Below are 26184 nucleotides of genomic sequence, written 5' to 3'. Positions count from 1 at the left end.
ATCTCACGCTTCATCAATGCGTTCTTCTTTTATCAACTCATACATGCCTTTTGCATTTTCTTTTGTAGCATGTTCATTTAAACCTGTAACTTTAACAGTTACTAGTTTTTGTCCGAAGCGTATGACGAGTTCATCGTTTTCTTTAACGTCCGTCCCCGCCTTCGCTACGTTTCCGTTAACAGTAACACGACCTTGATCACTAATTTCTTTAGCTAACGTACGACGTTTAACGAGTCGTGATACCTTTAAATATTTATCTAATCTCATGATTGATTATTCTCCCCTTGTTGTAAAAAGTTTCTGAGAGCATCTTCGTCAAAGTGTTTATTTTTGGTTTCATCATACAACTTCAAGAAATGGTCTGCAAATACTTTCTCGAATTTGACGCGAGGTTTCTTTCCTTCTTTATCTTTCGCTGCTGACCAAATATCTTTTAAGTCGTCCATAGAGTCAGCTTGTGCCTCTCCAAATATATGTGGGTGTCGACGTATCATTTTAGCATTGAGGCTTTCAATCACTTCTTTAATATCCATATAGCCATCTTTTTTACCAATGCTTGTATGCAGTAATACTTGCAATAAGATGTCGCCAAGCTCTTCTATCATATGCCAATCATCTTCATTGTCAATAGCTTCAAACAACTCAAATGTTTCCTCTAATAAATATCGTTTAAGCGTTTCATGAGTTTGAACTTTATCCCAGGGACAACCTTTCTCGTCATCTACAAGAACATCTATAGTTTGTACGGCATAATCAAAGTCTTGATATAGTGCTTTCTCATCTTCTACTTTTGGCACAAAGATACTAGTAAGATTATTAAATTCATTTTCATGGTGATCAATTTCATAAAGTGGACATTCAATTACATGTGAACCTCCACTATGTGCACCAGTAACAATTTTCACTTCAAAATCATCTGGGTAACGTTCCATTAAAACTAACTTTAAGTCAGCAGCCACCATTGCACTGTAGACTTGAGTAATCAATGTATGTGTGCGTACATTAAGCATTGATTCTTGAATCGCAGTACCATCTAATAGCGTAAATCCATCATTAGGATCTAAATCAACCGCTTCAAAAATGTCGTCAATAAAGCTTTTACCACCTAAAATTTCCACCTGAATATCATTATGTGATTGACTATATTCTAATAGTTGGGCAGTAGTCGTTTCAGCTACACGAGGATGTCCTGGCACAGCATACACGATATCTTCAGTTTGTGCGTGTTGAATTAATTCATTCACTATCGTTTGATAGACCTCTTCAAAACTCGAGTTCTTTTCATATATATGATCGAAACTTTCGAATTGAAGCGTTTCTTTAAGCTCTTCTATGACAGGATGATCTAGCGTTCTCGCATAAATTTTGGTTTTATTTTCCAGAAAACGATATACCCCTAGTGGCAAATCATCGATATTATAATTACCTAAACCTACAACTGTAATCGTGTGAGTCATGAACGTCGTCCTTTCTTAAAATGATAGAGTTTATCTCCAAAAGGTAAATATTTGAGTTCTTTATAGCTTAATACATTAAACATTACAACATATATGAGTAAAACACCAACACCAATGAAGGCACTCATAACTAATTCAATAAGTCCCATTACACGTCCATGGGCAGGAATGGTGAGCATGATGATTTGCACACTTATACTCATCACCACTAAACCGCCTATGAGTTTAATGATAAATAACGACATACGTCTAAAATGATAGTGTTTCAGTACTGCCACTTGTAGCACAGTTACAAATAAAATTAATGAAAGTACGGTACTTAAACTCGCACCAAAGATACTTAGCTGACTGATACACATAATATTCAAAATAGCTTTTGAGAGTATTCCAAGTACGATACCCACTAAAATAGGTCTAATGCGATTCAATACTTGTAATAATGCTATATTCATCATAATAAGTGAAACACAAACGACTGTAATCATGTAAATACTGAGTGTTCCCGTTAGACTATCGTTCTTAAAAAAGACACGATTCATGAGTGGCAAGAGATTAATTAAGCCAATTCCTGCTGCAGAACTTATCAATACCGTAATTTTAATTGAAGCATTCGCATATCGGTTCATCAGAACTTGATTGCGTTGATGAATAGCTTCAGTCAATAAAGGTATAAGTACGAAACTAAATGTTGTGGTAACAATTAACCCCATTTGAATAAAGGATGCCCCTCTATCATAAATACCTTTATATCGGATAGCTGTATCGAATGACAGACCACTCACTTGAAGCGTGTGTATAACAGTGAAGCTATCAACCACCTGCCATAAAATGACAATTAATTGGCTTAATGCATAGATGAGTATCGACATGAAGAGCTGACGCCAATCAACATGAGCTGTATTGTGCTTTAATTTTAAGGAAAATGGACGCGTCAGCACTAGATATAGCATGGAACCTAAAAATCCAATAGAAGATGCTAAAATCGCGAGTGTACCAGCCTGATAAATAGACCAACTGTGTAAAGAAAATAAAACAATCGCTACGATGATTAAACTTACTCGAATCAATTGTTCTATTACCTGGGAAATAGCTGGAATATTCATAGCTTGTTTTGTCTGATAAAAACCGCGTAAGACACCTAGTATGCCAATAAATATAAAACTAAAACTTGCCATTCTTAACATAGGTGTCAGTCTTGAATCGCCCATCCATAGCGCTAAAGGATACGCACCAATGAATATGATTGTAAATATGGCCAAGCCAACATACTGTAATCTCAACATGACCTTCGAGTATGATGCAATTGGACTATGCACACCTAATACTTGAGTGACCGCACTAGGTATTGCGTTCATAGATAGAATCATTCCTAAAGCGACAATAGGATAAATTTGTTGATAAGCATACAGACCCTGATCGCCCAAAACATTTTGGTAAGGTACGCGATAAATAGCGCTTAAGATTTTAACAATGACAAGCGCTAGCGTCAGTATCACAACACCATTGAATGCCGTTTTAGGCTTAGGCTTATGCTTCATCTTCAATCGCCATACTTTCTTCAATACATTTAACTAAGAATTTCAAACTATCTAGCCATTGCTTAGATTTAGTTAAAGTAACGCGCATCGCATTTTCTTGTACGCCTACTTTCATCGCTCTACCTAGAGGTTGCGTCTGTTTAAACAATTCTTCACCATTAATATTTTCGGTAGCTTTATTAGAGAGTGAAATTTCAACTGTTTTACCTTTATCTTTAATTAAAGTAATACCAGCATGTAAAGCGTGTACTTTGATTTCAACGATGTCTAAGAGACGTTCTACTTCGACAGGATAATCATTAAATCTATCGATTAATTCATCTTTCACATCAAATAATTGATCTTCTGTCTCAACCTTACGCAGCTTTTTATATATTTCAATTTTAGCTTGTTCATTTTGAATATATTCAGCCGGTAAGTACGCATCAAGGTTAAGTTCAACTTCCACTTCTGGTGCATCTGGCGTCTCTTCTTTAATACCACGTTTCTCATTAACGGCTTCTTCAAGCATTTGTGAATATAGGTCGAAACCGACAGAATCAATAAAGCCGTGTTGTTGTTTACCAAGTAAGTTACCCGCGCCACGAATATTAAGATCTCGCATAGCAATTTTAAATCCTGAACCTAATTCAGTAAATTCTTTAATTGCTTGTAAACGTTCTTCAGCAGTTTCATTTAGAACTTTATTCGCCGGATGTAAGAAATAAGCATAACCTATACGACTCGAACGTCCTACACGACCTCTTAATTGATACAGCTGACTAAGACCAAACCGGTCCGCTTCTTCGATAATCAATGTATTCGCGTTAGGTACATCTACGCCTGTTTCTATAATCGTTGTGGTCACGAGGATATCGTATTCATGGTTAATAAAGCTAAGCATTGTTTCCTCTAAATCACGTTCTGTCATTTGTCCATGTGCAACAGCAATATTAGCTTCTGGCATTAACATTTGAAGCTGTTCACGTTTTTCATAAATTGATTGAACTTTGTTATAAAGATAGAATACTTGGCCGTCACGAGATAACTCACGTTCTAATGCTTCTTTAATAAAATTCGTATTCTGCTCTAATACATAGGTTTGCACTGGGAAACGATTCTCAGGTGGTGTTTCAATTACGGATAAATCACGAACACCTAACATACTCATATGCAACGTTCTTGGAATTGGGGTTGCAGTTAATGTAAGCACGTCAACGTTCTTCTTAAGTGTTTTAATACGCTCTTTATGGCGCACACCAAAGCGTTGTTCTTCATCGACTATGAGTAAGCCTAAATCCTTATATTGAATATCTTTACCAAGTAGTTTGTGTGTTCCTACTACAATATCAACGTAGCCAGATTTTAAGCCTTCTTTAGTTTCACGAACCTCTTTCGTCGTACGGAAACGACTGACAAGTTGAATTTCTACAGGATAATCTTGCATACGTTCAATTAACGTTTCATAGTGCTGTTGCGCCAAAATTGTGGTTGGTACTAGGAATGCGACTTGCTTCCCTTCCATAACCGCTTTAAATGCAGCACGTACAGCTACTTCAGTCTTACCATAACCTACGTCGCCACATAATAAGCGATCCATAGGTCTTTCACGTTCCATATCACCTTTTATTTCTTCGATTGATTTACCTTGGTCTGGCGTTAATTCATAAGGGAAATCATGCTCAAAGGCTGATTGTTCTGCGGTGTCTTCCCCGTATTGGTAACCCACAGACATCTCTCGCTCTTTATACAGATCAATCAGTTCATCAGCAATATCTTCAACGCTTTGTTGAACTTTAGCTTTCGTTTTTTTCCATTCTGTACCGCCTAATTTATTCAGTCTTGGCGATTTATCCTCTGAAGCAACATACTTCTGAACTTGATCCATTTGATCCACTGGTACGAATAATTGATCTGTTCCTTTGTATTGTAATTTAATATAATCTCGATGCGTATCGCCTACTTCAAGTGTTTCAACACCTAAGTAACGACCCACACCATGATGCACGTGAACAATGTAGTCGCCAACATTCAAGTCTTGATAAGACTTGATCTTTTCAGCGTTGGATATCGTTTTGGTGCGTTTTCGCTGTTTCTTTTGCTTAGTCTTGAAAAGTTCTCTCTCCGTAATGACCACTAATTGCATGTATGGTAGTTCAAAGCCTTCTGACAAACTACCTTCCGTTACGATAGCTTGTCCGCTATCTACCTTTTCATGGATATGAGAAACAGTAGGGATGTGCATTTCATTCAACATAGACTGAATACGCTCTACTTTAGTTTCGGTCTCCACAAGCACCATGATGGTATAGTCATTATGAACATATCTTTGAAATTCAGAGCGCATGATATCGTATTGACCGTAAAATTGTTGAACAGGTTTACATGAGAATTTAATGATATGTTGCAATGGTACTTGCATTGAAGATGTAAATAACGTGAAGTATGCAACTGGTTTCTTCTCAAGTAAAGTTTCAAACCCATCATATTTCATGAAACTTTGACCGATGAATCCATTTCCACTCTCAATTAAATTACTAATAAAATCGTCAACTTCAGTAGTTAACGTTTCTTCCGTCTCTTTGACACGATTAAATTCATCTACAGCGATAACCGCATCATCTCTAAAGTAATCTATAATAGTAGAGGGTTGTTCATACATAAATGCGACTAAGCGACGTAATAATTGATGATCAAAGAAAGTAGACTCAAATAATTTAAAACTTTCATACGTCTCTTTTAAATCATTGCGTACAGATTTTTCAATTTTAGGACGTGTGTGTTCATAAGCTTCTTTCAAATGTGTTTGTAGATGCTGAATAACCTCATCAGTGATGATATAGTCGCTTGCAGTAGTAATATCTACCTCATCTAAGTTCTCATTAGAACGTTGTGTTTCAACATCGAAATCTCTAATGGAGTCGACTTCTGTATCAAATAACTCTATTCTTACCGGCGATCCTATCAATGGATATATATCGATAATGCCCCCACGTAGTGAGAATTCACCAATATGAGATACTACACTTTCTCGACGATATCCCATATTAACTAGTTTGTTAAGAAACGCCTCGACATCAATGTCTTCGCCTACTTTTAATGTCATTTGATGATTTTTCCACATATCGACTGGAGTTAGCCATTTCTTAAAGCCATTTAAAGGCACGATAAATAACCCTCGTTGGCCTTGGGCTAACGCCGTCAATGTTCGTACGCGTTCACTCATCAACTGAGGACTTTGTGTAGAAAACTCTTCAGTCATAATATCTTGAACGGGATATTTATAAACTTCTGAGCCATCAACATATTGTAATAAATCTGTTTCAATTTTATCTGCTTGATACAAATTGTTAGTTACAAGTAGTAATTGTTTCTGATCTTTTAAATATTTCTCAGCAATAATCGTTGCTTTAGCAGAAGGGGAGAGACCTGTAACTAATATATTCTCCTGTCCAAAAACGTCGTCTAATTCCTGAAAACGCTTATCTTCACTAATATAATCAGTAATTATTGATTTCAATTGACTTCACCATTATATTCATTCATTACATGATCAAATCTTGATGATTCTATGAAAGCTTCGACAGCTCTAGCAGCATGTTCAATCACTTTGTCCATAGTTACCATTTCTTCTTTAGAAAAGCGTTGTAATACGTAGTCAGGAACTGACATACCATTCGTTGGTCTCCCTACTCCAATTCGAATACGTTTAAATTGATCAGTACCAAGCATTTTAATTATAGATTTCATTCCATTGTGTCCACCCGCGCTCCCCTTTTGACGCAGACGCACTTGTCCCTGCTCTAAATCTAAATCATCATACAAAACGATTAAATCTTCAGGTTCAACATTATAATAATTCATTAACGGTGCTACCGCTTCGCCTGAAAGATTCATCATTGTCATTGGTTCTATAAATAATACTTTGTCCCCATTTAAACGCTCAATCGTGTAAGCACCTTTAAACTTTTGTTTATCGAGTGTAAATTGATTACGTTCTAATATATAATCGATAACTTCAAAACCAATATTATGTCTTGTAAGTTCGAAACGTTTACCTATGTTGCCGAGACCGACAATACACTTCATCTTATGTTACCTCCGTCATTATTCTTAATTTATCTATCAGCCGTATCAATTTGGACCGGTTTTTTTTATTGAAAATGAAGGGACGAAATCATACACGTTATCGTCATATCATCCGTCCATATTTTCATATCACTTCAAATAATTAATCATTCCCTATAATAACACAAAAAGCACCATGCTTATTAGTATAAGCACAGTGCTTGTATGTCATTAATCATCTAAAGCCATCATATGAATGACAGTTAGAAAGCAAAAAGAAATTACTCTTCTTCTTTGTTTTCTTCTTCAGATTCTTTGTCGTCACCAACAACTTCAGGTTCTTCAGTAGCTGATTCACCTTCCATAGCTTCCACTTCTTCTTCAGAAGGTTCGTCTGTTGGAGGAACGACTGTTACGATTGAATCCTCTGGGTCATTTTCGATAGTGAAGTCACCAGTAATCTTAACATCAGCAACAGAGAAGCTGTCGTTGATTTGTAATTCAGAGATATCCACTTCGATTGATTCAGGGATATTTTCTGGAGTAGCTGAAACTTCTAAGTCGAATAATGGTTGTTCAACTACGCCACCTTCTTTAGCGCCTACAGCTTCACCAACTAAGTGAACTGGTACTTCTACAGTACGTTCTTCACTCATGTTGATTGCTAAGAAGTCGATATGAGTAATTTGGTTTTTTAATGGGTCAAATTGATAATCTGAAACCATTACTTTAATTGTTTTAGAACCTACGCCTAAATCAATAACACCATTACGTCCTACTTCACGGATTACTTTGATGAATTCAACTTCATCAACTTTAACTGAAGTATTTTTAGTACCGTAACCGTATACAACTGCAGGTACTTTACCTGAGTTTCTTAATTGTTTAAGGTCAGAACGAGTTTGTTTACCTTGACGGATGATTGACTTTAATGAAGCCATTCAAATTTCCACCTTTCAAATTTTGCAGTATTAACAATCTATCGACTGTTCTCATCTGCTCCTCACTTGCCCATCAACTCTATAGTTGCTTGCAAGTGTTTATTTGTCCGTAAATTCACGAACGAATGTATTATACACGTTGTTAGTTAATTCGTCAAACGCATTTGTAACCTTTAGTCAAATAATACACTTACAGATTCTCGTTCATAAACACGGATAATCGCTTTACCGATTAATCCTGCTACAGAAAGTTCTTTAGTATTAGATGGTTTTCTGCTGTCCTCTAATTGAATAGAATTTGAAACGATCAATTCTTTAATTGCAGAGTTTTCAATACGTTCTTTAGCTGGACCTGATAATACAGGGTGCGTACAACAAGCATAAACTTCTTTAGCACCTTTATCTTTAAGTGCTTGCGCGGCTAATGTAATTGTTCCAGCAGTATCGATAATATCATCAATAATAATTGCTGTGCGTCCTTCAATCTCACCAACAATATTCATGACTTCTGCTACATTTGGTTTTGGACGACGTTTATCGATAATTGCAATTGGAGTTTTTAAAATGTCTGCTAATTTACGTGCGCGTGTTACACCACCATGGTCTGGTGAAACAACAACACATTCTTCTGGATTGATATTAGGGTCATTTTCAAAATGTTGAGCAAGGATAGGTACACCCATTAAGTGGTCGATTGGGATATCGAAGAATCCTTGAATTTGAGGTGCATGTAAATCAAGAGCAATCATACGATTGGCACCTGCTGTTTCAATAAGATTTGCAACTAATTTAGCTGTAATCGGTTCACGGCTTCGCGCTTTTCTATCTTGACGTGCATAACCATAGTAAGGAACTACGATGTTAATATTAGCTGCCGAAGCACGTTTACATGCGTCAATCATAATAAGTAACTCCATTAAATGAAGGTTTACAGGATATGAAGTTGGTTGAATAATAAACACATCACAACCACGGATACTTTCTTCGATGTTAATTTGAATTTCTCCGTCACTAAAACGTTTTACTGAACATTTCCCTAGTTCAATCCCTACATGATCTGCTACTTCTTGTGCTAAAGGTTCATTACCTTTGAGCGAAAAGATCTTTAATGATGAATTCTTATATTCATTATTTAACATTTATAGTCCTCCAATTATTTACTTACACTGTTTATTATATAGAAAATAGAACTTTTTTACTATGTTACAAGTTAAATCAAAATAATTTCTATTGCTAATTCATTTCCACTTTAATCTAACAACATGTTTTTTTTAATTAACTATTTTTTCAAATAGCCTTCTTTATTCACTTGTCTAGCGCGCGCGATGGCTAAGCTATCTTCAGGTATATCATCTGTAATTGTTGAACCAGCTGCAATAAGGGTGTGATCATTTACTGTTACAGGGGCTATGAGGTTAGTATTACAACCAATAAACGCATCGTTACCTACAATCGTTTTAAATTTATTTACCCCATCGTAATTAACAGTTATAGAACCACAGCCAATGTTTGTTCTTTCACCAATTTCAGCATCACCAATATAGCTAAGATGTGAAACTTTTGCGCCATCTTTGAGATCTGACTTCTTAACTTCAACAAAGTTGCCAACTTTTACATCTGCGCCAAGATTTGAGCCTGGTCTTAACTGAGCAAATGGCCCAACTTTTGTTTTTTCTCCTACAACTGAATCGTTAATGACAGATTGTTTGATGTTAGCATTCGAACGAATTGTACTATTATTAATTTCAGAATATTGACCAACTAATACGTCTTCACCGATAATCGTACGGCCACCAATACGTACACCTGGTTCTATTGTTGTGTCAGCACCTATTTCTACATCAGGACCGATAAATGTTGAATCTGGGTCAATAATAGTTACGCCATTTCTCATATGGTAATGATTAATACGTTTTTGTAGAGCTTTTTCAACCTGACTTAACATAACTCTATCGTTGACACCCATGATTTCGTCAAAATCATCTGTATGGTACACTTCTGCCTTACCACCATCGTCTAAAATAAGCGATAAAACATCAGGTAAATAATATTCACCTTGAACGTTATCATTTTTGACTTGTGCTAATTTATCAAATAGCTCTTTATTATCAAAAGCAAAAATACCAGAACTAATTTCCTTAATCGCACGTTCGTTTTCATTTGCGTCTTTTTCTTCAACAATTCGTTCTAATTGATGGTTGGAATCTCTTACAATTCGACCATATCCGTACGGTTGTTGAGTTGATGCAGATAATACAGTTACTTGTGCTTCTGTACTTTCGTGTTGGTCGATAAGTGATTCTAACGTCTTAGATGTGATTAACGGCGTATCACCACACACAACTAAAGTTGTCCCCTCTTTATCTTCCAAATGTTCATATGCCATCTTTACAGCATGTGCTGTTCCAAGTTGTTCCTCTTGAAAACTGTATAATGATTGATCGCCTAAAGTTTCTTTGACACTTTCTGCGCCGTGTCCAACGATAGTTACAATTTGATTAACTCCAGATTGTTTAACATTGTTGAGAACATGTTCAATCATTGACTTGCCAGCAACTTCATGAAGCACTTTATATTTTTTAGATTTCATTCTTGTGCCTTTACCTGCTGCCAAAATAATCGCATGTCTTTGCATGAATGCTAACCCTCCATTAAAATTTACACTTCATAATTATTATAATTTAACAACTAATAGACTTTCAACTTTTAAAAGTTTTTGTTAACTAATCGTTAATTTTTTATAAACAACTTAAATTATGTAAATATCGGGCGACAATGAGTTGTTGTCATAAAAAATGGTCAACGCTCCGACATTTGAAACGTTGACCATTTTTTATACTTTAATTTTATATTTTTTAATTAAGCTTCGTCTGATTCTTCATTGTCTGAAGTCGCATTTTTATCCGGAATGACTTCATCAGTTTCATCATATACTTTCATTACAGCATCTTGAATTTCTTGACGCATATCAGAGTTGATTGGATGCGCAATGTCGCGGAATTCACCATCTGGTGTACGTTTACTTGGCATAGCAACGAATAAACCTGAGTTTCCTTCAATTACACGTAAGTCATGGATTACAAATGCTTCATCAAGTGTAATGGAAACAAGAGCTTTCATTCTGCCATCAGTTTGTATTTTTCTAAGTCTTACATCTGTCACTTTCATGTAGTGAGCCCCCCTAGTATATCTTTATATTAATTAGAAGCTTGACAATATTTTTTAAAAGAAAATTATTATTCCTTAACTTTACCTATCAATTCAATTTCCACCTTCACGTCTTTAGGTAAACGTGCTACCTCAACACAGCTACGTGCAGGTTGGTATTTGCCGAAATAATCTCCATAGATTTCATTAATTTTTTGGAAATTATTCATATCAGAAATAAAAATTGTTGCTTTCACAACTGAATCTAAATCAGAACCAGCTTCTTGAAGTACTACAGTTAAATTTTCTAAAACTTGCTTCGTTTGTTCTTGTACATCATCGCTAACGATATTTCCATCAAGTGTTAATGGAATTTGACCTGATGTAAAGACTAAGTCATTAACTACTGTAGCATGTGAATATGGTCCTAATGCTTCTGGTGCTTTGTTTGTGTTTACTGTTTTCATGTTGTATAAATGCTCCTTTTCTAAGAAAATTTAGACAAGCTGTTGCCTGGCTCTACTTTAAATTCCTGATTATATTCATCGACATCTGATAATCTGACTAAGGAAGTATAATCTTCAATCAATCTTTGTTTAACTTCTTTTGATTCTACAAGTACTGATACCCCTTTTACGTGAGCTTTAAACTCGTTCATTAAATTCATAACTCCATTTATAGAGCCCCCAGCTCTCATAAAATCGTCTACTACGAGGACATTGGAATTCTCAGCTAAAGTACGTTTTGATAACACCATAGTTTCTATCTTTCTTGATGATCCAGAAACATAGTTAATGGAAACAGTAGAACCTTCAGTTACCTTATTGTCTTTTCTAATAACCACTACAGGTAAATTTAATACGTTTGCTACTGCATTAGCAAGCGATATACCTTTAGTGGCAATTGTCACGACAGCATCTAGTTGCTCTTCCATATAAATACTTGCAATCAACTTGCCTACTTTATTCAATAAAGTAGGGTTGCCAACTAAATCTGATAAGAATAAATAGCCTCCAGGCAACAATCGTTCTTTTTCTTGTAAATGCGTAATGACTTCGTTAACAACCTCAGTCGCTTCAGCCTTACTCATCATTGGTTTATAAGTCACACCACCACTTGCACCAGCAGTTGTAATAACCGTACCCAACTGTTCTTTTTGAAAAGTGTTTTTAATGATTTGAACATCTTCACTTATAGAAGATTTCGCTTGTTTAAATTTTTTAACGAAAAAAGTGAGGGGTATTAATTTATTCGGATGATTCATAAGGTATTGAGTCATAAACACAATACGTTCGCTTCTTTTATATCTCATTTTTTCAAACCCTTCTATCCTAATAATCTTACTAAATATACTTCGTTGCAACATCCGTTAACTGAATTATAAATGTTTTTAGCCTGTCGCTCTTTTTGAGCTAAACCATATACCGTTGGACCACTCCCGCTCATTAATGCACCATCAGCACCGCATTGTAACATGTTATCTTTCAGCTTTTTTATTTCTGGATGCATTGATATCGAAATAGGCTCTAAACGGTTAGATAAGCTCTCACATAATTGATAGTAATTGTTTGTTTTTAAAGCCTGTTTGCACATATCGTTATTTACAACATGCTTTTCGTTTAAGTTTAGTGCTTTAAATACATCTGGAGAGGATATTCCTAAATCTGGTTTAGCCAAAACTACCCATGCAGAAGGTGGTTTATCTAAAAATGTCACACATTCACCTCGACCAGTACATACTGCAGTCTTATTATAAATACAAAACGGGATATCCGTCCCAATTTGTATACCTAGTGCCGATAATTCATCTAATGATTTACCTAACTCAAACAAACGATTCATACCTCTCATCGTAGCTGCCGCATCCGCAGAACCACCAGCTAATCCAGCCGAAACTGGTATATCTTTATCAATAGTAATTGTAACGCCCTCTTTAATATTATACGTATCAACCATCAATTGCGCCGCTCTATATGCAAGGTTCTTGTGATCATTAGGCACATAATTATGTTCAATATCTACAACAATCTTTTTATCTTTGCGTTTTTGAAAAGATAATCGATCGTTTAAATCAATCGTAGTCATAATCATTTCTATTTCATGATAACCATCATCTCTTTTGAAAAGGGTATCGAGCGTAAAATTTATTTTGGCAGGTGCCGTTTCATATATCATTTTTCCGCCCTCTCTTCGAATTATTAATAAGATGATTTTAACATAAAGGTCTTAAATATTTGATAGATTACCTTCAATTTTTCGTAAAATCTTAATGAAATACATTTTAAAAAGTAATAATATACGTTTTTTGATTTTTTAAAATATAAATTTTTATATGAGCCGTATTTGAAAAGTCCTGAGTAACTATGACTCAAACTTTACGAGGACCTTATACCAAAAAAAGAGTATTGAACTTTTCGCCCAATACTCACCTTAATAAATATAATATAAAACTGTGAAGTTTAGAGTAATCAATCACTCTTATGTGTTTATAATTAGTGTGCAACTGCTTCTTGATGATTATCTTCTTCAAATGAAACTTGTACGTTCTCTGTAAGCACATCAGTGTATGTATAAGATACGCGTTCAAAGTTGTGTTTATCTTGATCTAACTCGACAATGAATACTGAAGGATATGTTTCTTTTAAAACACCTGAGCGTTCAATTGTCTTTTTGCGTCCACCATTGGCTTTAAGTACAATACGATTTCCTAAATGACAATCAATAGAATTTTTGATGTCCAAAATTGATTTTGGCATATTGCCCCACCTCGCTACAAGTTACATAATACCATATTCAGAGCGTTTTCGTCAAATAAAATTTAAATTTTATCAAGGTAAATGACCTTTGTCAACATATTAATTTTATAATTCTGGGAATTTTTTCTTTTCCTCATATAAATTAGCAAAATCTTGTATTGTAAGCGTTTCACCACGTCGTTTTGGATCAATTTCTGCACTTTCCAACCAATTTAATATTGACGCTTTATGCTTTTTACCATCTTTAAAAAAGTTTTGGTAGTTATTATTAATTGTTTTACGTCGTTGTGCAAATGCAGCTTTAGCTAATTTAAAAAACGCTTCTTCATTATCAACTTGTACTAAAGGTTCTTCACGTTGCATCAGTTTTACTACAATAGAATCAACATTTGGAGGTGGCATAAACACCGATTTAGGCACTGTCAGAACTTTACTTGTCTCTGTATAATATTGAGCAACTATTGAAAGTGAACCATATGCTTTAGTACCTACAGTTGCATTAAGACGTTCACCAACTTCTTTTTGCATCATTACCACATAGCCATCTATAGGTATATCTTGTTGCATTAAATTTAATAATATAGGCGTAGTAATATAATAAGGTAAATTTGCCACAACCATGATTTTTTCACAATCACTTAGGTGTGTATGAACTGCTTTACTAATATTTGCTTTTAATATATCTTCATTAATAATTGTCACATTATCATATGGAGCAAGAGTATCCTCAAGAACTGGAATTAATCTTTGGTCTATTTCAAAAGACATCACTTTTTTAGCATTTTTAGCAAGCTGTTCAGTCAATGATCCCATACCAGGACCAACTTCAATTACGCCCGTAGTATCATCTATTTGACTCGCATCAATAATTTTATTAATTATATTTACATCAACTAAGAAGTTTTGGCCCAAACTTTTTTTAAAGTTAAAACCGTATTGGTCTAATAAAGCTCGCGTACGAGATGGTGTAGCTATATCTTTATGTTCCATTTATTTCTCCCTTCTTTCATCATCAAGTAATGCCTCTCTTACATCTTGTTCTGTATAACCAAATGCGTTAAGTTTCTTTAGCAATTGTTTGCCATTTGAGTGACCAATATGTAGTTTTTGTCCTAATATCTCTCTACGACGTCTTGCATCCTTACCAATAATAAGCCCTAAATCAATAAGTACACTCTTATCAATAGTTTCTTCTGCTTCTTCTAATGGAGAGCTCACATGCATTAAAGCTTCACGAATATCTTTAACGTTTGCATGCTCAATGCCAATTTTACCTCTTTTGTTTTTAGCTTTTTCTCTATCTAAGTAAGCATGTTTCACACCTGGTACATAATCACGTATTGTATGTCGAATTTTATCACCTGGGAAATCAGGGTCAGTCAGTACAATAACACCTCTAGTTTCTTGAGCGTGACGTATAACATTTAGTGTATCCTGATTGATTGCACTACCATTCGTTTCAATTGTATCGCATTCTACAGCAGTTTTAACACGTTCAGTATCATCCCTACCTTCTACAACGATAAATTCATTAATCTTCATATTTATACCTTCCAAGTCTATGACATTTAACTTTATTTTATATAAATAATTCTAATTATTAAAACATGAGCTACTTGAATCTTTAATATTACTATACCGGCACTCTTAAATTTATAAAAAATGAGAAAGATGTCTCATACTTTTAAAAGTGTGATGATATTCATCCTTTCAAAGTCGGACACCTTTCCCACTATAATTATTATTAGTTCAATTTAAATAAACGTTCTGCATTTTCAGTCGTTTGTCGACAAACTTCCTCATAGGACATATCTCGTAAATCAGCAATTTGTTGTGCAACTAAAGTCACACGTTCTGGTTCATTTCGTTTACCTCTATAAGGATGTGGAGATAAATATGGTGCATCAGTTTCACATAACAAACGATCCATAGGTACATGTTGTGCCACTTCTTTAGGCTGTTTGGCATTTTTGAAAGTAACTGGACCACCAAGAGAAACATAGAAATTCAACTTGTTTATGACAACATCCGCAATTTCAGGCGAAGCGCTAAAACTGTGCATGATGCCACCGACTTCTTCGGCATGTTCCTCCATTAAAATGTCAACACAGTCTTGAGTTGCTTCACGATTGTGAATAATTATAGGTAATTTCACACGTTTAGCTAGGGCAATTTGCTTTCTAAATACTTCTTTTTGAACATCAGCAGGAGATTTATCCCAATGATAGTCTAAGCCCATTTCTCCGATACCAATAATCTTAGGATGCTTAGACAGGCTTTCAATCCACTCTAATCGTTCGTCTGTACAATCTATAGCATCGACAGGATGCCAACCGATAATTCCATAAATAAATTCATATTTATCTATGAGTTCCATAGTGCGTTCTATAGTAGGTGTATCAAATCCTACTACGAACATTCTATCTACGCCTGCTTCTTGCGCGCGAGATATCACTTCATTTAAATCTTCATCATATTGTTCATCATTTAAATGTACATGTGTATCGATTAACATCATTATCTCTCCTATCTTTAAACAATATTATTTAATGACTGCACCGTTTGGAATTGCACTTGGTAAACTTACTAATGTCAGTACCCCATCTTTCTCTGCTGATAAAATCATACCTTCAGATTTTTGTCCCATTAATTTAGCAGGTTTTAGATTGGTAACTACAGCAACTTTTTTACCAATAATATCTTCAGGTTTATAGAATTTTGCTATTCCAGATACGATTTGACGTTGTTCGTTGTCTAAATCAATTTGAATTTTCAATAATTTATCTGATTTTTTAACATTTTCAGCATCAGTAATTGTTGCAGCTTTAATTTCAACTTTATCAAAGTCTTTAATATCAATTTGTTCTTTACTTGGCACTTCCTCTTTTTCTTCAGATTTAGGTGGTTGCATAGATTCTTTAATATAAGCTATTTCCGCTTCCGTATCTAATCTTGGGAAAATAGGTGTTGGCTTTTCAGTAACTAATATTGGTTCAGTAAGTGCACCGTAGCTTTCAAGACTTTCTAATTGCGATAATTTAGGGTCATTCATGTTAAGTTGTTTGAAAACCTCTCTTGGTGCATGTGTTAAGAATGGTTGCAGTAAAACAGCTGAAAAACGAATGTTCTCAACTAGATGTGCCATTACATTACCAAGCATGTCACGTTGATCCTCATCTTTAGCTAATACCCATGGTTGAGTTTCATCAATATATTTATTCGTACGGCTAATAAATTTCCAAACCGTTGATAATGCTACAGAGAATTGTAAACTTTCCATATTTTCATTAAAGTTTTTAACTGTTTCAAGTGCCATCGCTTCCATATCTTCATCAAGTTCATGTTTAGGACCTTGATATGCTGGTAACTCACCTTGGAAATATTTATTTATCATTGAAATTGTACGATTAACCAAGTTACCTAGGTCATTCGCTAAATCATAATTCGTGCGTTCAACGAAAGCTTCTGGAGTGAATACTCCATCTGAACCAAACGGTAACTCACGCATTAAGTAATAACGCGTAGCATCTAGACCATAGCGGTCAATTAATACATTAGGATCAACAACATTACCTTTAGATTTACTCATTTTACCGTCTTTCATTAAAATCCAACCATGCGCGAAGACTTTCTTAGGTAGCGGTAAGTCTAAAGCCATTAATAATATCGGCCAAATAATAGAGTGGAAACGTACGATTTCCTTAGCCATTAAATGGATATCTGCAGGCCAATATTTATTGAAAAGTTCTTCATCATCTGATAAATAGCCTAAAGAAGAAATATAGTTTACAAGCGCATCAATCCAAACGTATACAACATGTTTAGGATTTGATGGTACACGAACTCCCCAGTCAAATGATGTACGAGATACAGCTAAATCTTCTAATCCAGGTTTGATAAAGTTATTAATCATTTCATTTTTTCTAGATGGAGGTTGGATGAAATCTGGATTTTCATCATAAAACTCTAATAAACGATCTGTATATTTATTAATATTAAAGAAATAACTTTCTTCTTTAACAAGTTCAACTTCATGTCCGGAATCTGGACTTCCCCCCCCTACAATTTCCCCATTTTCATAAACTGGGTCAACAAGTTGTGATTCTGTATAATAAGTTTCATCAGGAACTGAATACCAACCTTCGTATTCTCCTAAATAAATATCACCTTGTTTAAGTAGGCGTTCAAACACTTTTTCAACAACTTGCTTATGACGTTCTTCAGTTGTACGAATAAAATCATCATTTGAAATTTCGAGTTTATCCCATAAACTTTTAATTCCGGCAATCATTTCATCTAAATATTCTAATTCAGTTTTACCAGCTTTTTGAGCTTTTTCTTGAATTTTTTGGCCATGTTCATCTGTACCTGTTAAATAACGAACATCATACCCTTGCATTCTTTTATAGCGCGCAATAACGTCGCCTGCGACAGTAGAGTATGCATGACCGATGTGTAAGTTCCCACTTGGATAATAAATTGGGGTAGTTATATAAAATGTATCTTTAGCCATCACTGGTCCTCCTCATTAATTACATAATAAATGATATCTAAATTTATTTTTCTTTTCAATGAAGTAGCGCACTACTATGTATCAACTTTCACATTCTCTCATCATTTGAAAATGAATTGTCATCATCTTTACTACAATACCATAAAATCGGTGTTTTATGGTGGCTTTCACGTGAATTCATCACTAATTAAATACATGTAGAACATAATAATTTTTATTCTACATCATGATATATATTGTATACTTCTCCAGTTTTCATTCCACGATCTAGCGCTACTGACTTAATTGCTTTCTTCGGTTTTAATTGATCTCTTTCAATATAATATTCAACATGTTCTTTAATACTTAATTCCTCAAACCATGAGTGATTGACTAAAGGACGTGCGCCTTCAATTAGAATCACAAATTCACCTTTTAGTGGAATGTCACCACTTTGAATCATTTCTAGCATGTGCTCAACTGGTAAAGTCATAAGTTGCTCAAATCTTTTAGTCAGTTCTCTGCCTATAGCTATTTTTCTCATATTATCAACTTTAGCTATTGCTTTAAGTGTGTCAGTAACACGATGTGGAGATTCATATAAAATCAAAGTACTATATTGATACATTCTCTCTTGCAATACATCTAATTTTTCTTTCTCTTTTCTAGGTAAAAAGCCTAAAAATGTATATGTAAAAGAAGGAAGACCACTTGCCATTAGTGCTGTTAAACCTGCATTAGGTCCAGGGATTGTTTCTACATTTATATTCTGGTTACGTGCTTCAACAACTAACTCATATCCTGGATCACTTATAAGCGGTAACCCCGCATCTGAAACTAAAGCTATATTTAAACCAGAAATGAGTTGCTCAATTAAATACTCTGTTTGTTGTTCTTTGTTATGTTCATGGTACGATTTTAAAGGTGTTTCAATCTCGTAATGGTCACATAACTTTCGTGTCACTCTAGTATCTTCACATGCAATCATATCTACATTTTTTAATGTGTCTACCGCACGAAACGTTATATCAGCTAGATTTCCTATAGGCGTTCCTACTAAAAATAAAGTTGCCATGTTACCCCTCCTCAATCATTTTTAATTTTTTCTTTCTAGAAAATGTTTTAATTTCATACTCTCTTTTTAACGCTTCAGATTTTGTCCCATACATTTCTTGATAAACTAACTCTACCGGACGTCTTATTTTAGTATATTTAGCACCTTTACCTTCATTATGTTTTGCAACACGCGCATTCACGTCTTTCGCATAACCAGTATACAAACTGCCATCCATACATTTAACTATATAAACAAAATGTCTATCCATAATATATGCCTTTCATTTCATCACTATATGTACCATCTTGATTGTAAATATAAAAAGGTTGCTGTATATCTAGCCCTTGTTTCCCACCTTTTCGTCCCTCAACTACAATCGTTTGTGCTGATTTATTAGCTTTACTGTATACAAAAGTGAGTTTCTTAGGTTCAATTTTACCATTTCTCATTTCAGTTAAGACATCCATAAGCCTATCCGCACGATGTACGACGATAAATCGTCCACCTTCCTTAAGCAAATGCCGTGCAGCTTTAACGCAATCAGTGAAATCACACATTACCTCATGACGTGCTATTTTATGCGCTTCTTTTTGATGTTGATTCAGTTGATTCACTTTAAAATAAGGTGGATTACATGTGACTAAAGTATATTGAGAAGGTTTGAAGGCGTCATATACATTGTTCAAATCCATCAGATACATTGTAAGTCTCTCATCTAAGCTATTGTGTACAAAACTGCGACGAGCCATTTCTACTAATTGGTCTTGGATTTCAATGGCTTCTATCTTTTGATTGCACTTTGCGGCTAATAGCAAAGGTATAACTCCGTTTCCAGAACATAAGTCCATGATTCGATCGTTTTTTCTAACTTCAGTCAAATGTCCTAATAACAGTGCATCTGTTGAAAAAGAAAACACATCATCATTTTGAATAATCTCATACCCCTCTTTAATTAAACAATCTAATCTCTCATTTTCTTTAAGCATACTTTTACTCCTAAAAAAAGGATGTCATTATAGCATGATTTTCTTTTCATACATATAATACACCCTTAAATTTAATCATATCGACCTTTCAAAACATTAATCACTTAATACATTTAAACACAGTAGGCAATCTTCTCCGTGTCTGTGTTTTCCAAACAATTCGCCTTTACATATATGAAATCCTTCTCGATATAACATAGCTAAATTATCTTTACTTGGAGAAGGCGTTTTAACGTGCTTTGAATGACTTCTTTCTTCATTGTTAGATTCTGACTGCTCGTCTTTCTCCATCAATCTTTTTAGATTATCATTTTCAACTTGCAACGCCACATTCTCTTCAACAAGTTCAACAGCTAAATCTTTGAGTTCAGTCATATCGTTCGTTAATTGTCCTACATTTCGTTCAAGTCGCATTAATCTCTCGAATAATTCATTTCTATTCAAAGGTCGCTAAACCTCCTTAGTTAAACGCTTCAATTTCTTCCATTTTGTACTCTAATGGTTGTTCAAGTCCTTCTATTTTTACTTGCATTGAAATATCTAAAATATTTAAACCTATAACTTTTCCACTTCCATCAGGAGTTTGAACTAACTCACCAACATCGGGCAACTGTGCTCTTGCTTCTTCGTAATAATCATTTTCATATTTCAAACAACACATTAATCGCCCACATGCTCCTGAAATTTTAGTTGGATTTAATGATAGGTTTTGATCCTTAGCCATTTTAATAGATACAGGTTCAAAGTCACCTAAAAATGTTGAACAACAAAGCGAACGACCGCATGGCCCAATACCACCTAATAACTTCGCTTCATCTCTTACGCCAATTTGTCGTAATTCAATTCTTGTTTTTAAATTTTGTGCCAATACCTTAACTAATTTTCGAAAATCAATACGATCATCTGCAGTAAAATTGAAAATAACCTTCGACTTATCTAGTGTGTATTCACAATTTACTAAACGCATATCCAAATTTTGTTCCTTTACCACTCTCTTACAAAGTTCTAAAGCCTGTTTTGCGTCGCGCTCATTATTATAATATTGTTCTTCATCTTCTTCATTGACTACTCGAATAATTTCTTTTAAAGGTAAAGTAACATCTTCATTAGCGACATCTTTCGGCGGGAATTTTACAATACCTATTTCAATGCCTCGTTTAGACCCAACGACCACCCAATCGCCAACGTTCACATTTAGTTGGTTAGGCGCATAATATTCCAATTTCCCTGCTTTTTGAAACTGAACACCTACAACATTTGGCATCTCATCTCACACCTCTTATTACTATTTGTTCAAATACGAGTGTTGGATTAACGTTTTGGTTTAATTTCTTATGAGCTTCAGTCAGTTGGTCATACATCAGAGTCATTTGATTAAACGTTAAACTTTCCGCGTATTTTTTCATTTCCACACTCAAATCACTATATATAAAATGATTATCTATATTTACTTTTGCATGCATCATGTCTTCAAAAAAACCATTTACTGCTGCTAATGTTAACAATTGTAATTTGCGATTCTTAGCCTGTTTAAGCAAATCAATAATACCAATCATCGCCATTGGTTTATTAGATAAAATAAGTTCACACCAACGGATAACTGACTTTCTTAAAGCAGTTAAATCATATTCTTCATTCAATGCTATTGCTGTCTCAACTTGAGTTGTGTATGTACTTATCATTTCAGCAACAGGTTTAGTTAGTGATGCTTCAACCAATCGCTCAATAAACTGTTTTCTATCAATTGGCTTAAAATAAACATGTTGACACCTAGAATGTATCGTATCCAAGATTTGTTCTGGTTTAGTCGATAATAAAATCGCGATTGTATTCTCTGGTGGTTCTTCTAAAAATTTTAGTATACTATTTTCACCTTGAACAGTTAATTTTTCAAAATCTTCGATAATATACACTTTATAGCGTCCATCAATCGGCAATTGATTCATATAGTGTACGAGTCTTTCTATTTGTTCTTTCTTAATCGTGTTCTCATCAGAAGAAACATACATGAAATCAGGATGATTAAATGTATCAACTTTCAGTTCGCACTGGCTATCCTCTGCACACAAAATCAACTTAGCAAAGTTAATAGCTACATGTTTCATAGTTTGAGCATCGTCACCCTCAAATAAATAAGCGTGTGATAACTTATTTGAATGATATGCATGAGCTAACTGTTGTTGTTCATCCATGATTGACGACTCCTTCTTAATTTCTTATATAAAAAAAGACTACTCAAAAATTAGCTTGAGATTGTAGACATCTTACTTCAATCAAATTTAACAATGCGAACAGTAATCCTTTACATTAATACATATAATAACGAATTTCAATGCTATAACTCAAAGGATAAACCATGTTTTGAATGAATATGACCTCAATCCTAAGCTACATTTCAAAGCAGCCCAACATTGTAATTAAAATAATTACTATTTCATAACTGAATTGATTCCAGTACAGTCGCTATTAATCAGCTCTTCAACTTACATACACTTGATTTAACGACCATTTATTTCTATTTAAAATTGGTGAAAGGCCTCGATTGGCATAACAAATACTGTTGCTCCACCTACTTCAACTTCAACTGGATATGGAATATATGAATCAGCACTACCACCCATTGGAGTAATTGGAGAAACAAGTTGTTCTCTATTACCACAAGTGTTATCAATAACCGTTAATAGTTCTTCAACACGTTCATCATTAACACCACATAAGAATGTAGTATTACCGGCTCTTAAAAATCCGCCTGTAGTAGCCAATTTAGTTGCTCTAAAATTATTTTTTACGAGTTGGTCTGAAAGTTCTTGACTATCTTGATCTTGGACGATCGCTATAATCATCTTCATTTTATAACACCTCTTATTAATATTATATCACATATTTTTTAAATATTTGATGATAGATTGGTAAGCTTCCTCAACAACATTTTCCAAATCCTGATCCGCATTTACTTTAACAAAACGTTCAGGATCGCTATCGATGACTCTCTGATAACCTTCAATCACTTTCTCATGAAACGCCTTATCTTCCTGATCTAAACGGTTTTGATTACGTTGATTTTTAAGGATACGTTGATGTCCTACTTCAGCACTTACATCTAAATAAATAGTTAAGTCAGGATACAATCCATTTATTGCAAATTCATTTAAAGTTTTCACTTCTTCAATACCTATACCCCTTGCATATCCTTGATAAGCTAAAGAACTATCAATATATCTATCACATAGTACAATTTTATCTTTTTTTAATGCCGGGATAACTTTTTCAACAAGGTGCTCACGTCTTGAGGCTGCAAACAACATCGCCTCAGTTCGAATATCCATGTTATTTCCCTCTAATACAACTCTACGTATTTCTTCTCCTGTAGGAACTCCACCAGGTTCACGAGTTGTAATAACATCCATATCTGTAGCTAATTTTTGACTTACTTTCGATATTACAGAGGTTTTTCCTGCTCCTTCAGGCCCTTCAAACGTTATAAAAGCTGACATTTTATTCATCCTTAACTAAAAAATTTTGATCTTTCAAACCTTCAACTTTTATTTCGAGGTTTGAATAATGTTGTAATAATTTTATCATATGTGTCGTGATAACTTCTCCTCTAAACATTACTGGTATTCCAGGAGGATATGGCACAATATGCTGTGCTAAAACTTCACCTTCCGCTTGATGAATTGCTATCTCTTTTACTTTTGGAAAATGAACTGCCCTATACTCACTCGATGCTAGCATCAAATTCAATTTTTTAGGAGCATGTTCAGCTCGTTCAGGAATCTCCATTTCATTTATTGTTTTAATTAATAATTCAAACGGAAATACGTCATTTTCATGCCAAAGTGGTAATACTAGCAAAATTTGATGCTCATCAACTAATTCAACAAAAATATTATGATCTTCGAACCAACGTTGTATATCATACCCTTCAAAACCATCATAACTAACGACTAATTTAACAGCATCGTCGGGTTCACCAATGTTGAATCCTTTCTTTTTTAATACTTTTATAAAATGTTTTCTCTTTTCAAAGAATAACTCACTTTTAAATTCATTATAGAATTCTTGAGCATATTCCAAACTAGACATAACTAAATATGAGGGACTTGAAGTTTGAAAATAAGATAAATACTCTATTACTTGTGAACGTAAAGGCGCATCTTTATGTATAAATAAAACTGAGCCCATGGTTAAAGCTGGTAACGTCTTATGATAAGACTGAACCACATAATCCGCACCATAATTCATAGACGAAATCGGAAAACCTTCGAGATCAAAATGTGCGCCATGCGCTTCATCTACTAATACTGGAATGCCATTATCATGTAATTTATTAATGAAATTTCCAATATTAAATGTTTCTCCGTAATAATTTGGATATGTACAAATACCTAGCTTATAATCCTCAATCACATCTTCTAGTATTGGTTCTACATATTGACATGTTAGGTTACTTTGATGCATAGCTGTAAAAGTAGCTTGTGCTTTTGCTAAGTCTAACCCATGGAAAACTGATTTATGAACATTTCTACTAATAAGATATCGTCCCTTTTTCTCTGAAAATGCCTGTATCACAGAGAGTATCCCTGAAGTAGTCCCATTAATAAGCAAAAATGCATCATAATCATCGTGTTTTTTAAAATGAGACATACTTTCTAAAATGATATCTTCTGGTTGATGCATATCATCAAGTCCCGTAATTTCTGTCATATCCATATTAATTTTTAGTTGATTTAAATTTCCTATAGTCATGTTCTTATGTCCTGGAACATGCATTGAAATAACTTTATTATCAATTAACTCTTCAAGTTTATTTGTTATAGGTTTTTCCATCTTATCCACTCTTTTCTATTCTCCCAATGCAACACTTCTACCTAATATGAGATAAATCATCATCATGTTGATTAACCCAATTTCTCTTTAATAATCCCATCACATAACAATCTCTATACTCTCCACGTGTATAGAAATGTTCCTTTAATGTACCTTCAATCTCGAAATTATTACTTTTATAAATGTGAACAGCTTTTTCATTTTTAATGTCTACATATAAATATACTTTATTCATATTTAATACTAAAAATGCATAATCAATTGCCATTTTGAAAGCTTTTTTAGCATAACCACGATTCGCAAATTGAGGATCTATAATAATTAAAACTTCACAAGTACGATGTATAAAATTGATTTCTAATAACTCTACTACACCGATAGATACCTCATCTTCTTCAATGATAAATCGTCGCTCAGATTCATCTAAAATATGCTTGTTATAAAGATTCTCCAATTCACTAAGTGATTGATAAGGTTCTTCAAACCAATATGACATAATTGAATATTCATTATTTAAATGATGTACGAAAGGTAAATCCGTTTCCTCTAAAGCTCTTATAATCATATTAATGCTCCTCAAAAATTTACTCATTTACTACTAGTGTATTAAAAAAGCATAAATTTCTCTAATACTTCACTAATACTAGAAAAATTTATGCTCGTTCTTTCTTTGAAATAATTGATCTTTACTCTTTTAAATCTCTTTATTTTCGCATAAAAAAAGAGACCTTGCGGTCTCGATTCGGCTCATCGCATCCATACGATTTATTTGCCTGGCAATTGGTTCTTAATGGCTTTGGCCATTAAGTAAGTAAAATTAAGTATTAAAAAAATACTTATTTTACTTTAGAACGTAAGTCGGCTACCTTCGGCGCTAAGGTGCTTCCTCTGCTTCGAGAACAAGCGCTCGCATCTTTCTTCATTTGCGTCTCT

The 26184-nt window shown here is 34.2% G+C and carries 27 protein-coding genes; all 27 read right to left on the bottom strand.

Annotation, left to right across the window (positions count from 1 at the left end; translation table 11 throughout):
• Positions 1–3: 3 nt before the first annotated feature.
• The 27 genes from HMPREF3154_RS11110 to HMPREF3154_RS10980 all read right to left on the bottom strand — a co-directional run bounded on the left by HMPREF3154_RS11110 (position 4) and on the right by HMPREF3154_RS10980 (position 25816).
• Positions 4–267, bottom strand: a complete 264-nt coding sequence (locus HMPREF3154_RS11110; RefSeq protein ID WP_002436795.1) for an RNA-binding S4 domain-containing protein — start codon at positions 265–267, stop codon at positions 4–6.
• A complete protein-coding gene (locus HMPREF3154_RS11105; protein WP_030061151.1) occupies positions 264–1457 on the bottom strand; it encodes a MazG nucleotide pyrophosphohydrolase domain-containing protein in 1194 nt (397 codons plus the stop codon). Before HMPREF3154_RS11105 ends, HMPREF3154_RS11110 begins: the two co-directional genes overlap by 4 nt.
• On the bottom strand, positions 1454–2995 hold the full coding sequence (locus tag HMPREF3154_RS11100; RefSeq protein WP_070474731.1) for a polysaccharide biosynthesis protein: 1542 nt from the start codon (positions 2993–2995) through the stop codon (positions 1454–1456). Before HMPREF3154_RS11100 ends, HMPREF3154_RS11105 begins: the two co-directional genes overlap by 4 nt.
• Positions 2985–6494 (bottom strand): transcription-repair coupling factor, encoded by a 3510-nt coding sequence (mfd, locus tag HMPREF3154_RS11095; RefSeq protein WP_030061147.1) that lies wholly within the window; start codon positions 6492–6494, stop codon positions 2985–2987. The genes HMPREF3154_RS11100 and mfd overlap by 11 nt, the downstream gene beginning before the upstream one ends.
• Positions 6491–7063 (bottom strand): aminoacyl-tRNA hydrolase, encoded by a 573-nt coding sequence (pth, locus tag HMPREF3154_RS11090; protein ID WP_002452459.1) that lies wholly within the window; start codon positions 7061–7063, stop codon positions 6491–6493. The genes mfd and pth overlap by 4 nt, the downstream gene beginning before the upstream one ends.
• Before the next feature lie 260 nt (positions 7064–7323).
• The gene (locus HMPREF3154_RS11085) at positions 7324–7983 is read right to left on the bottom strand and encodes a 50S ribosomal protein L25/general stress protein Ctc (RefSeq protein WP_002436828.1); all 660 of its coding nucleotides are present in this window, start codon (positions 7981–7983) and stop codon (positions 7324–7326) included.
• A gap of 173 nt (positions 7984–8156) precedes the next feature.
• Positions 8157–9122: a ribose-phosphate diphosphokinase gene (locus tag HMPREF3154_RS11080; protein WP_002436814.1), complete on the bottom strand. Its 966-nt coding sequence runs from the start codon at positions 9120–9122 to the stop codon at positions 8157–8159.
• A 140-nt stretch (positions 9123–9262) separates the two neighbouring features.
• Positions 9263–10618, bottom strand: coding sequence for a bifunctional UDP-N-acetylglucosamine diphosphorylase/glucosamine-1-phosphate N-acetyltransferase GlmU (glmU, locus tag HMPREF3154_RS11075; RefSeq protein ID WP_070474729.1), 1356 nt, complete (start codon positions 10616–10618; stop codon positions 9263–9265).
• A 224-nt stretch (positions 10619–10842) separates the two neighbouring features.
• Positions 10843–11151 carry a septation regulator SpoVG gene (spoVG, locus tag HMPREF3154_RS11070; protein ID WP_001832195.1) on the bottom strand — a complete coding sequence of 103 codons (309 nt, stop codon included), beginning with the start codon at positions 11149–11151 and terminating at the stop codon, positions 10843–10845.
• Positions 11152–11219: 68 nt separating this feature from the next.
• Entirely contained in the window at positions 11220–11597 is a 378-nt protein-coding gene (locus tag HMPREF3154_RS11065) for a RidA family protein (protein WP_002436792.1), read from the bottom strand.
• A gap of 20 nt (positions 11598–11617) precedes the next feature.
• On the bottom strand, positions 11618–12442 hold the full coding sequence (gene purR / locus HMPREF3154_RS11060; protein ID WP_002436794.1) for a pur operon repressor: 825 nt from the start codon (positions 12440–12442) through the stop codon (positions 11618–11620).
• Positions 12443–12456: 14 nt separating this feature from the next.
• Positions 12457–13305 carry a 4-(cytidine 5'-diphospho)-2-C-methyl-D-erythritol kinase gene (gene ispE, locus HMPREF3154_RS11055; RefSeq protein ID WP_002436768.1) on the bottom strand — a complete coding sequence of 283 codons (849 nt, stop codon included), beginning with the start codon at positions 13303–13305 and terminating at the stop codon, positions 12457–12459.
• 317 nt (positions 13306–13622) lie between these two features.
• Complete coding sequence (gene veg / locus HMPREF3154_RS11050) at positions 13623–13886, bottom strand: biofilm formation stimulator Veg (RefSeq protein ID WP_001832193.1); 264 nt, start codon at positions 13884–13886, stop codon at positions 13623–13625.
• 105 nt (positions 13887–13991) lie between these two features.
• Positions 13992–14876, bottom strand: a complete 885-nt coding sequence (gene rsmA, locus HMPREF3154_RS11045; RefSeq protein WP_030061110.1) for a 16S rRNA (adenine(1518)-N(6)/adenine(1519)-N(6))-dimethyltransferase RsmA — start codon at positions 14874–14876, stop codon at positions 13992–13994.
• Positions 14877–15428, bottom strand: coding sequence for a ribonuclease M5 (gene rnmV, locus HMPREF3154_RS11040; protein WP_002452453.1), 552 nt, complete (start codon positions 15426–15428; stop codon positions 14877–14879).
• Positions 15429–15630: 202 nt separating this feature from the next.
• A complete protein-coding gene (locus HMPREF3154_RS11035) occupies positions 15631–16401 on the bottom strand; it encodes a TatD family hydrolase (RefSeq protein WP_030061108.1) in 771 nt (256 codons plus the stop codon).
• Positions 16402–16428: 27 nt separating this feature from the next.
• Positions 16429–18399, bottom strand: a complete 1971-nt coding sequence (metG, locus tag HMPREF3154_RS11030) for a methionine--tRNA ligase (protein ID WP_070474727.1) — start codon at positions 18397–18399, stop codon at positions 16429–16431.
• 214 nt (positions 18400–18613) lie between these two features.
• Entirely contained in the window at positions 18614–19453 is an 840-nt protein-coding gene (gene rsmI, locus HMPREF3154_RS11025) for a 16S rRNA (cytidine(1402)-2'-O)-methyltransferase (protein ID WP_030061105.1), read from the bottom strand.
• A 1-nt stretch (position 19454) separates the two neighbouring features.
• Entirely contained in the window at positions 19455–19703 is a 249-nt protein-coding gene (locus tag HMPREF3154_RS11020) for a GIY-YIG nuclease family protein (protein ID WP_002436834.1), read from the bottom strand.
• Positions 19696–20421, bottom strand: a complete 726-nt coding sequence (locus tag HMPREF3154_RS11015) for a tRNA1(Val) (adenine(37)-N6)-methyltransferase (RefSeq protein ID WP_030061104.1) — start codon at positions 20419–20421, stop codon at positions 19696–19698. Before HMPREF3154_RS11015 ends, HMPREF3154_RS11020 begins: the two co-directional genes overlap by 8 nt.
• A 96-nt stretch (positions 20422–20517) precedes the next feature.
• The gene (gene yabA / locus HMPREF3154_RS11010) at positions 20518–20865 is read right to left on the bottom strand and encodes a DNA replication initiation control protein YabA (protein WP_002436812.1); all 348 of its coding nucleotides are present in this window, start codon (positions 20863–20865) and stop codon (positions 20518–20520) included.
• 16 nt (positions 20866–20881) lie between these two features.
• Positions 20882–21685 carry a PSP1 domain-containing protein gene (locus HMPREF3154_RS11005; RefSeq protein ID WP_070474725.1) on the bottom strand — a complete coding sequence of 268 codons (804 nt, stop codon included), beginning with the start codon at positions 21683–21685 and terminating at the stop codon, positions 20882–20884.
• A gap of 1 nt (position 21686) precedes the next feature.
• Entirely contained in the window at positions 21687–22613 is a 927-nt protein-coding gene (locus tag HMPREF3154_RS11000) for a DNA polymerase III subunit (protein WP_030061102.1), read from the bottom strand.
• A 327-nt stretch (positions 22614–22940) separates the two neighbouring features.
• Complete coding sequence (locus tag HMPREF3154_RS10995) at positions 22941–23270, bottom strand: cyclic-di-AMP receptor (protein WP_002452447.1); 330 nt, start codon at positions 23268–23270, stop codon at positions 22941–22943.
• Between the two features lie 27 nt (positions 23271–23297).
• A complete protein-coding gene (tmk, locus tag HMPREF3154_RS10990; RefSeq protein ID WP_002436838.1) occupies positions 23298–23915 on the bottom strand; it encodes a dTMP kinase in 618 nt (205 codons plus the stop codon).
• 1 nt (position 23916) lies between these two features.
• On the bottom strand, positions 23917–25251 hold the full coding sequence (locus HMPREF3154_RS10985; protein ID WP_070474723.1) for an aminotransferase class I/II-fold pyridoxal phosphate-dependent enzyme: 1335 nt from the start codon (positions 25249–25251) through the stop codon (positions 23917–23919).
• A gap of 37 nt (positions 25252–25288) precedes the next feature.
• Positions 25289–25816, bottom strand: coding sequence for a GNAT family N-acetyltransferase (locus tag HMPREF3154_RS10980; RefSeq protein WP_070474721.1), 528 nt, complete (start codon positions 25814–25816; stop codon positions 25289–25291).
• Between the last annotated feature and the right edge of the window lie 368 nt (positions 25817–26184).

Source organism: Staphylococcus sp. HMSC06C11 (genome assembly GCF_001808345.1).
Taxonomy (GTDB): domain Bacteria; phylum Bacillota; class Bacilli; order Staphylococcales; family Staphylococcaceae; genus Staphylococcus; species Staphylococcus capitis.
The sequence above is the reverse complement of the archived record's forward strand: the minus strand, read 5'-3'. Positions and strand labels throughout refer to the sequence as shown.

Excerpts from the sequence above, each read along its gene's own strand:
- HMPREF3154_RS11110 (WP_002436795.1), bottom strand. The coding sequence starts at position 267 with ATGAGATTAGATAAATATTTAAAGGTATCACGACTCGTTAAACGTCGT.
- HMPREF3154_RS11105 (WP_030061151.1), bottom strand. The coding sequence starts at position 1,457 with ATGACTCACACGATTACAGTTGTAGGTTTAGGTAATTATAATATCGAT.
- HMPREF3154_RS11100 (WP_070474731.1), bottom strand. The coding sequence starts at position 2,995 with ATGAAGCATAAGCCTAAGCCTAAAACGGCATTCAATGGTGTTGTGATA.
- pth (WP_002452459.1), bottom strand. The coding sequence starts at position 7,063 with ATGAAGTGTATTGTCGGTCTCGGCAACATAGGTAAACGTTTCGAACTT.
- HMPREF3154_RS11085 (WP_002436828.1), bottom strand. The coding sequence starts at position 7,983 with ATGGCTTCATTAAAGTCAATCATCCGTCAAGGTAAACAAACTCGTTCT.
- HMPREF3154_RS11080 (WP_002436814.1), bottom strand. The coding sequence starts at position 9,122 with ATGTTAAATAATGAATATAAGAATTCATCATTAAAGATCTTTTCGCTC.
- glmU (WP_070474729.1), bottom strand. The coding sequence starts at position 10,618 with ATGCAAAGACATGCGATTATTTTGGCAGCAGGTAAAGGCACAAGAATG.
- spoVG (WP_001832195.1), bottom strand. The coding sequence starts at position 11,151 with ATGAAAGTGACAGATGTAAGACTTAGAAAAATACAAACTGATGGCAGA.
- HMPREF3154_RS11065 (WP_002436792.1), bottom strand. The coding sequence starts at position 11,597 with ATGAAAACAGTAAACACAAACAAAGCACCAGAAGCATTAGGACCATAT.
- purR (WP_002436794.1), bottom strand. The coding sequence starts at position 12,442 with ATGAGATATAAAAGAAGCGAACGTATTGTGTTTATGACTCAATACCTT.
- ispE (WP_002436768.1), bottom strand. The coding sequence starts at position 13,305 with ATGATATATGAAACGGCACCTGCCAAAATAAATTTTACGCTCGATACC.
- veg (WP_001832193.1), bottom strand. The coding sequence starts at position 13,886 with ATGCCAAAATCAATTTTGGACATCAAAAATTCTATTGATTGTCATTTA.
- rsmA (WP_030061110.1), bottom strand. The coding sequence starts at position 14,876 with ATGGAACATAAAGATATAGCTACACCATCTCGTACGCGAGCTTTATTA.
- rnmV (WP_002452453.1), bottom strand. The coding sequence starts at position 15,428 with ATGAAGATTAATGAATTTATCGTTGTAGAAGGTAGGGATGATACTGAA.
- HMPREF3154_RS11035 (WP_030061108.1), bottom strand. The coding sequence starts at position 16,401 with ATGTTAATCGATACACATGTACATTTAAATGATGAACAATATGATGAA.
- metG (WP_070474727.1), bottom strand. The coding sequence starts at position 18,399 with ATGGCTAAAGATACATTTTATATAACTACCCCAATTTATTATCCAAGT.
- rsmI (WP_030061105.1), bottom strand. The coding sequence starts at position 19,453 with ATGGCAACTTTATTTTTAGTAGGAACGCCTATAGGAAATCTAGCTGAT.
- HMPREF3154_RS11020 (WP_002436834.1), bottom strand. The coding sequence starts at position 19,703 with ATGGATAGACATTTTGTTTATATAGTTAAATGTATGGATGGCAGTTTG.
- HMPREF3154_RS11015 (WP_030061104.1), bottom strand. The coding sequence starts at position 20,421 with ATGCTTAAAGAAAATGAGAGATTAGATTGTTTAATTAAAGAGGGGTAT.
- HMPREF3154_RS11005 (WP_070474725.1), bottom strand. The coding sequence starts at position 21,685 with ATGCCAAATGTTGTAGGTGTTCAGTTTCAAAAAGCAGGGAAATTGGAA.
- HMPREF3154_RS11000 (WP_030061102.1), bottom strand. The coding sequence starts at position 22,613 with ATGGATGAACAACAACAGTTAGCTCATGCATATCATTCAAATAAGTTA.
- HMPREF3154_RS10995 (WP_002452447.1), bottom strand. The coding sequence starts at position 23,270 with ATGAAGATGATTATAGCGATCGTCCAAGATCAAGATAGTCAAGAACTT.
- tmk (WP_002436838.1), bottom strand. The coding sequence starts at position 23,915 with ATGTCAGCTTTTATAACGTTTGAAGGGCCTGAAGGAGCAGGAAAAACC.
- HMPREF3154_RS10985 (WP_070474723.1), bottom strand. The coding sequence starts at position 25,251 with ATGGAAAAACCTATAACAAATAAACTTGAAGAGTTAATTGATAATAAA.
- HMPREF3154_RS10980 (WP_070474721.1), bottom strand. The coding sequence starts at position 25,816 with ATGATTATAAGAGCTTTAGAGGAAACGGATTTACCTTTCGTACATCAT.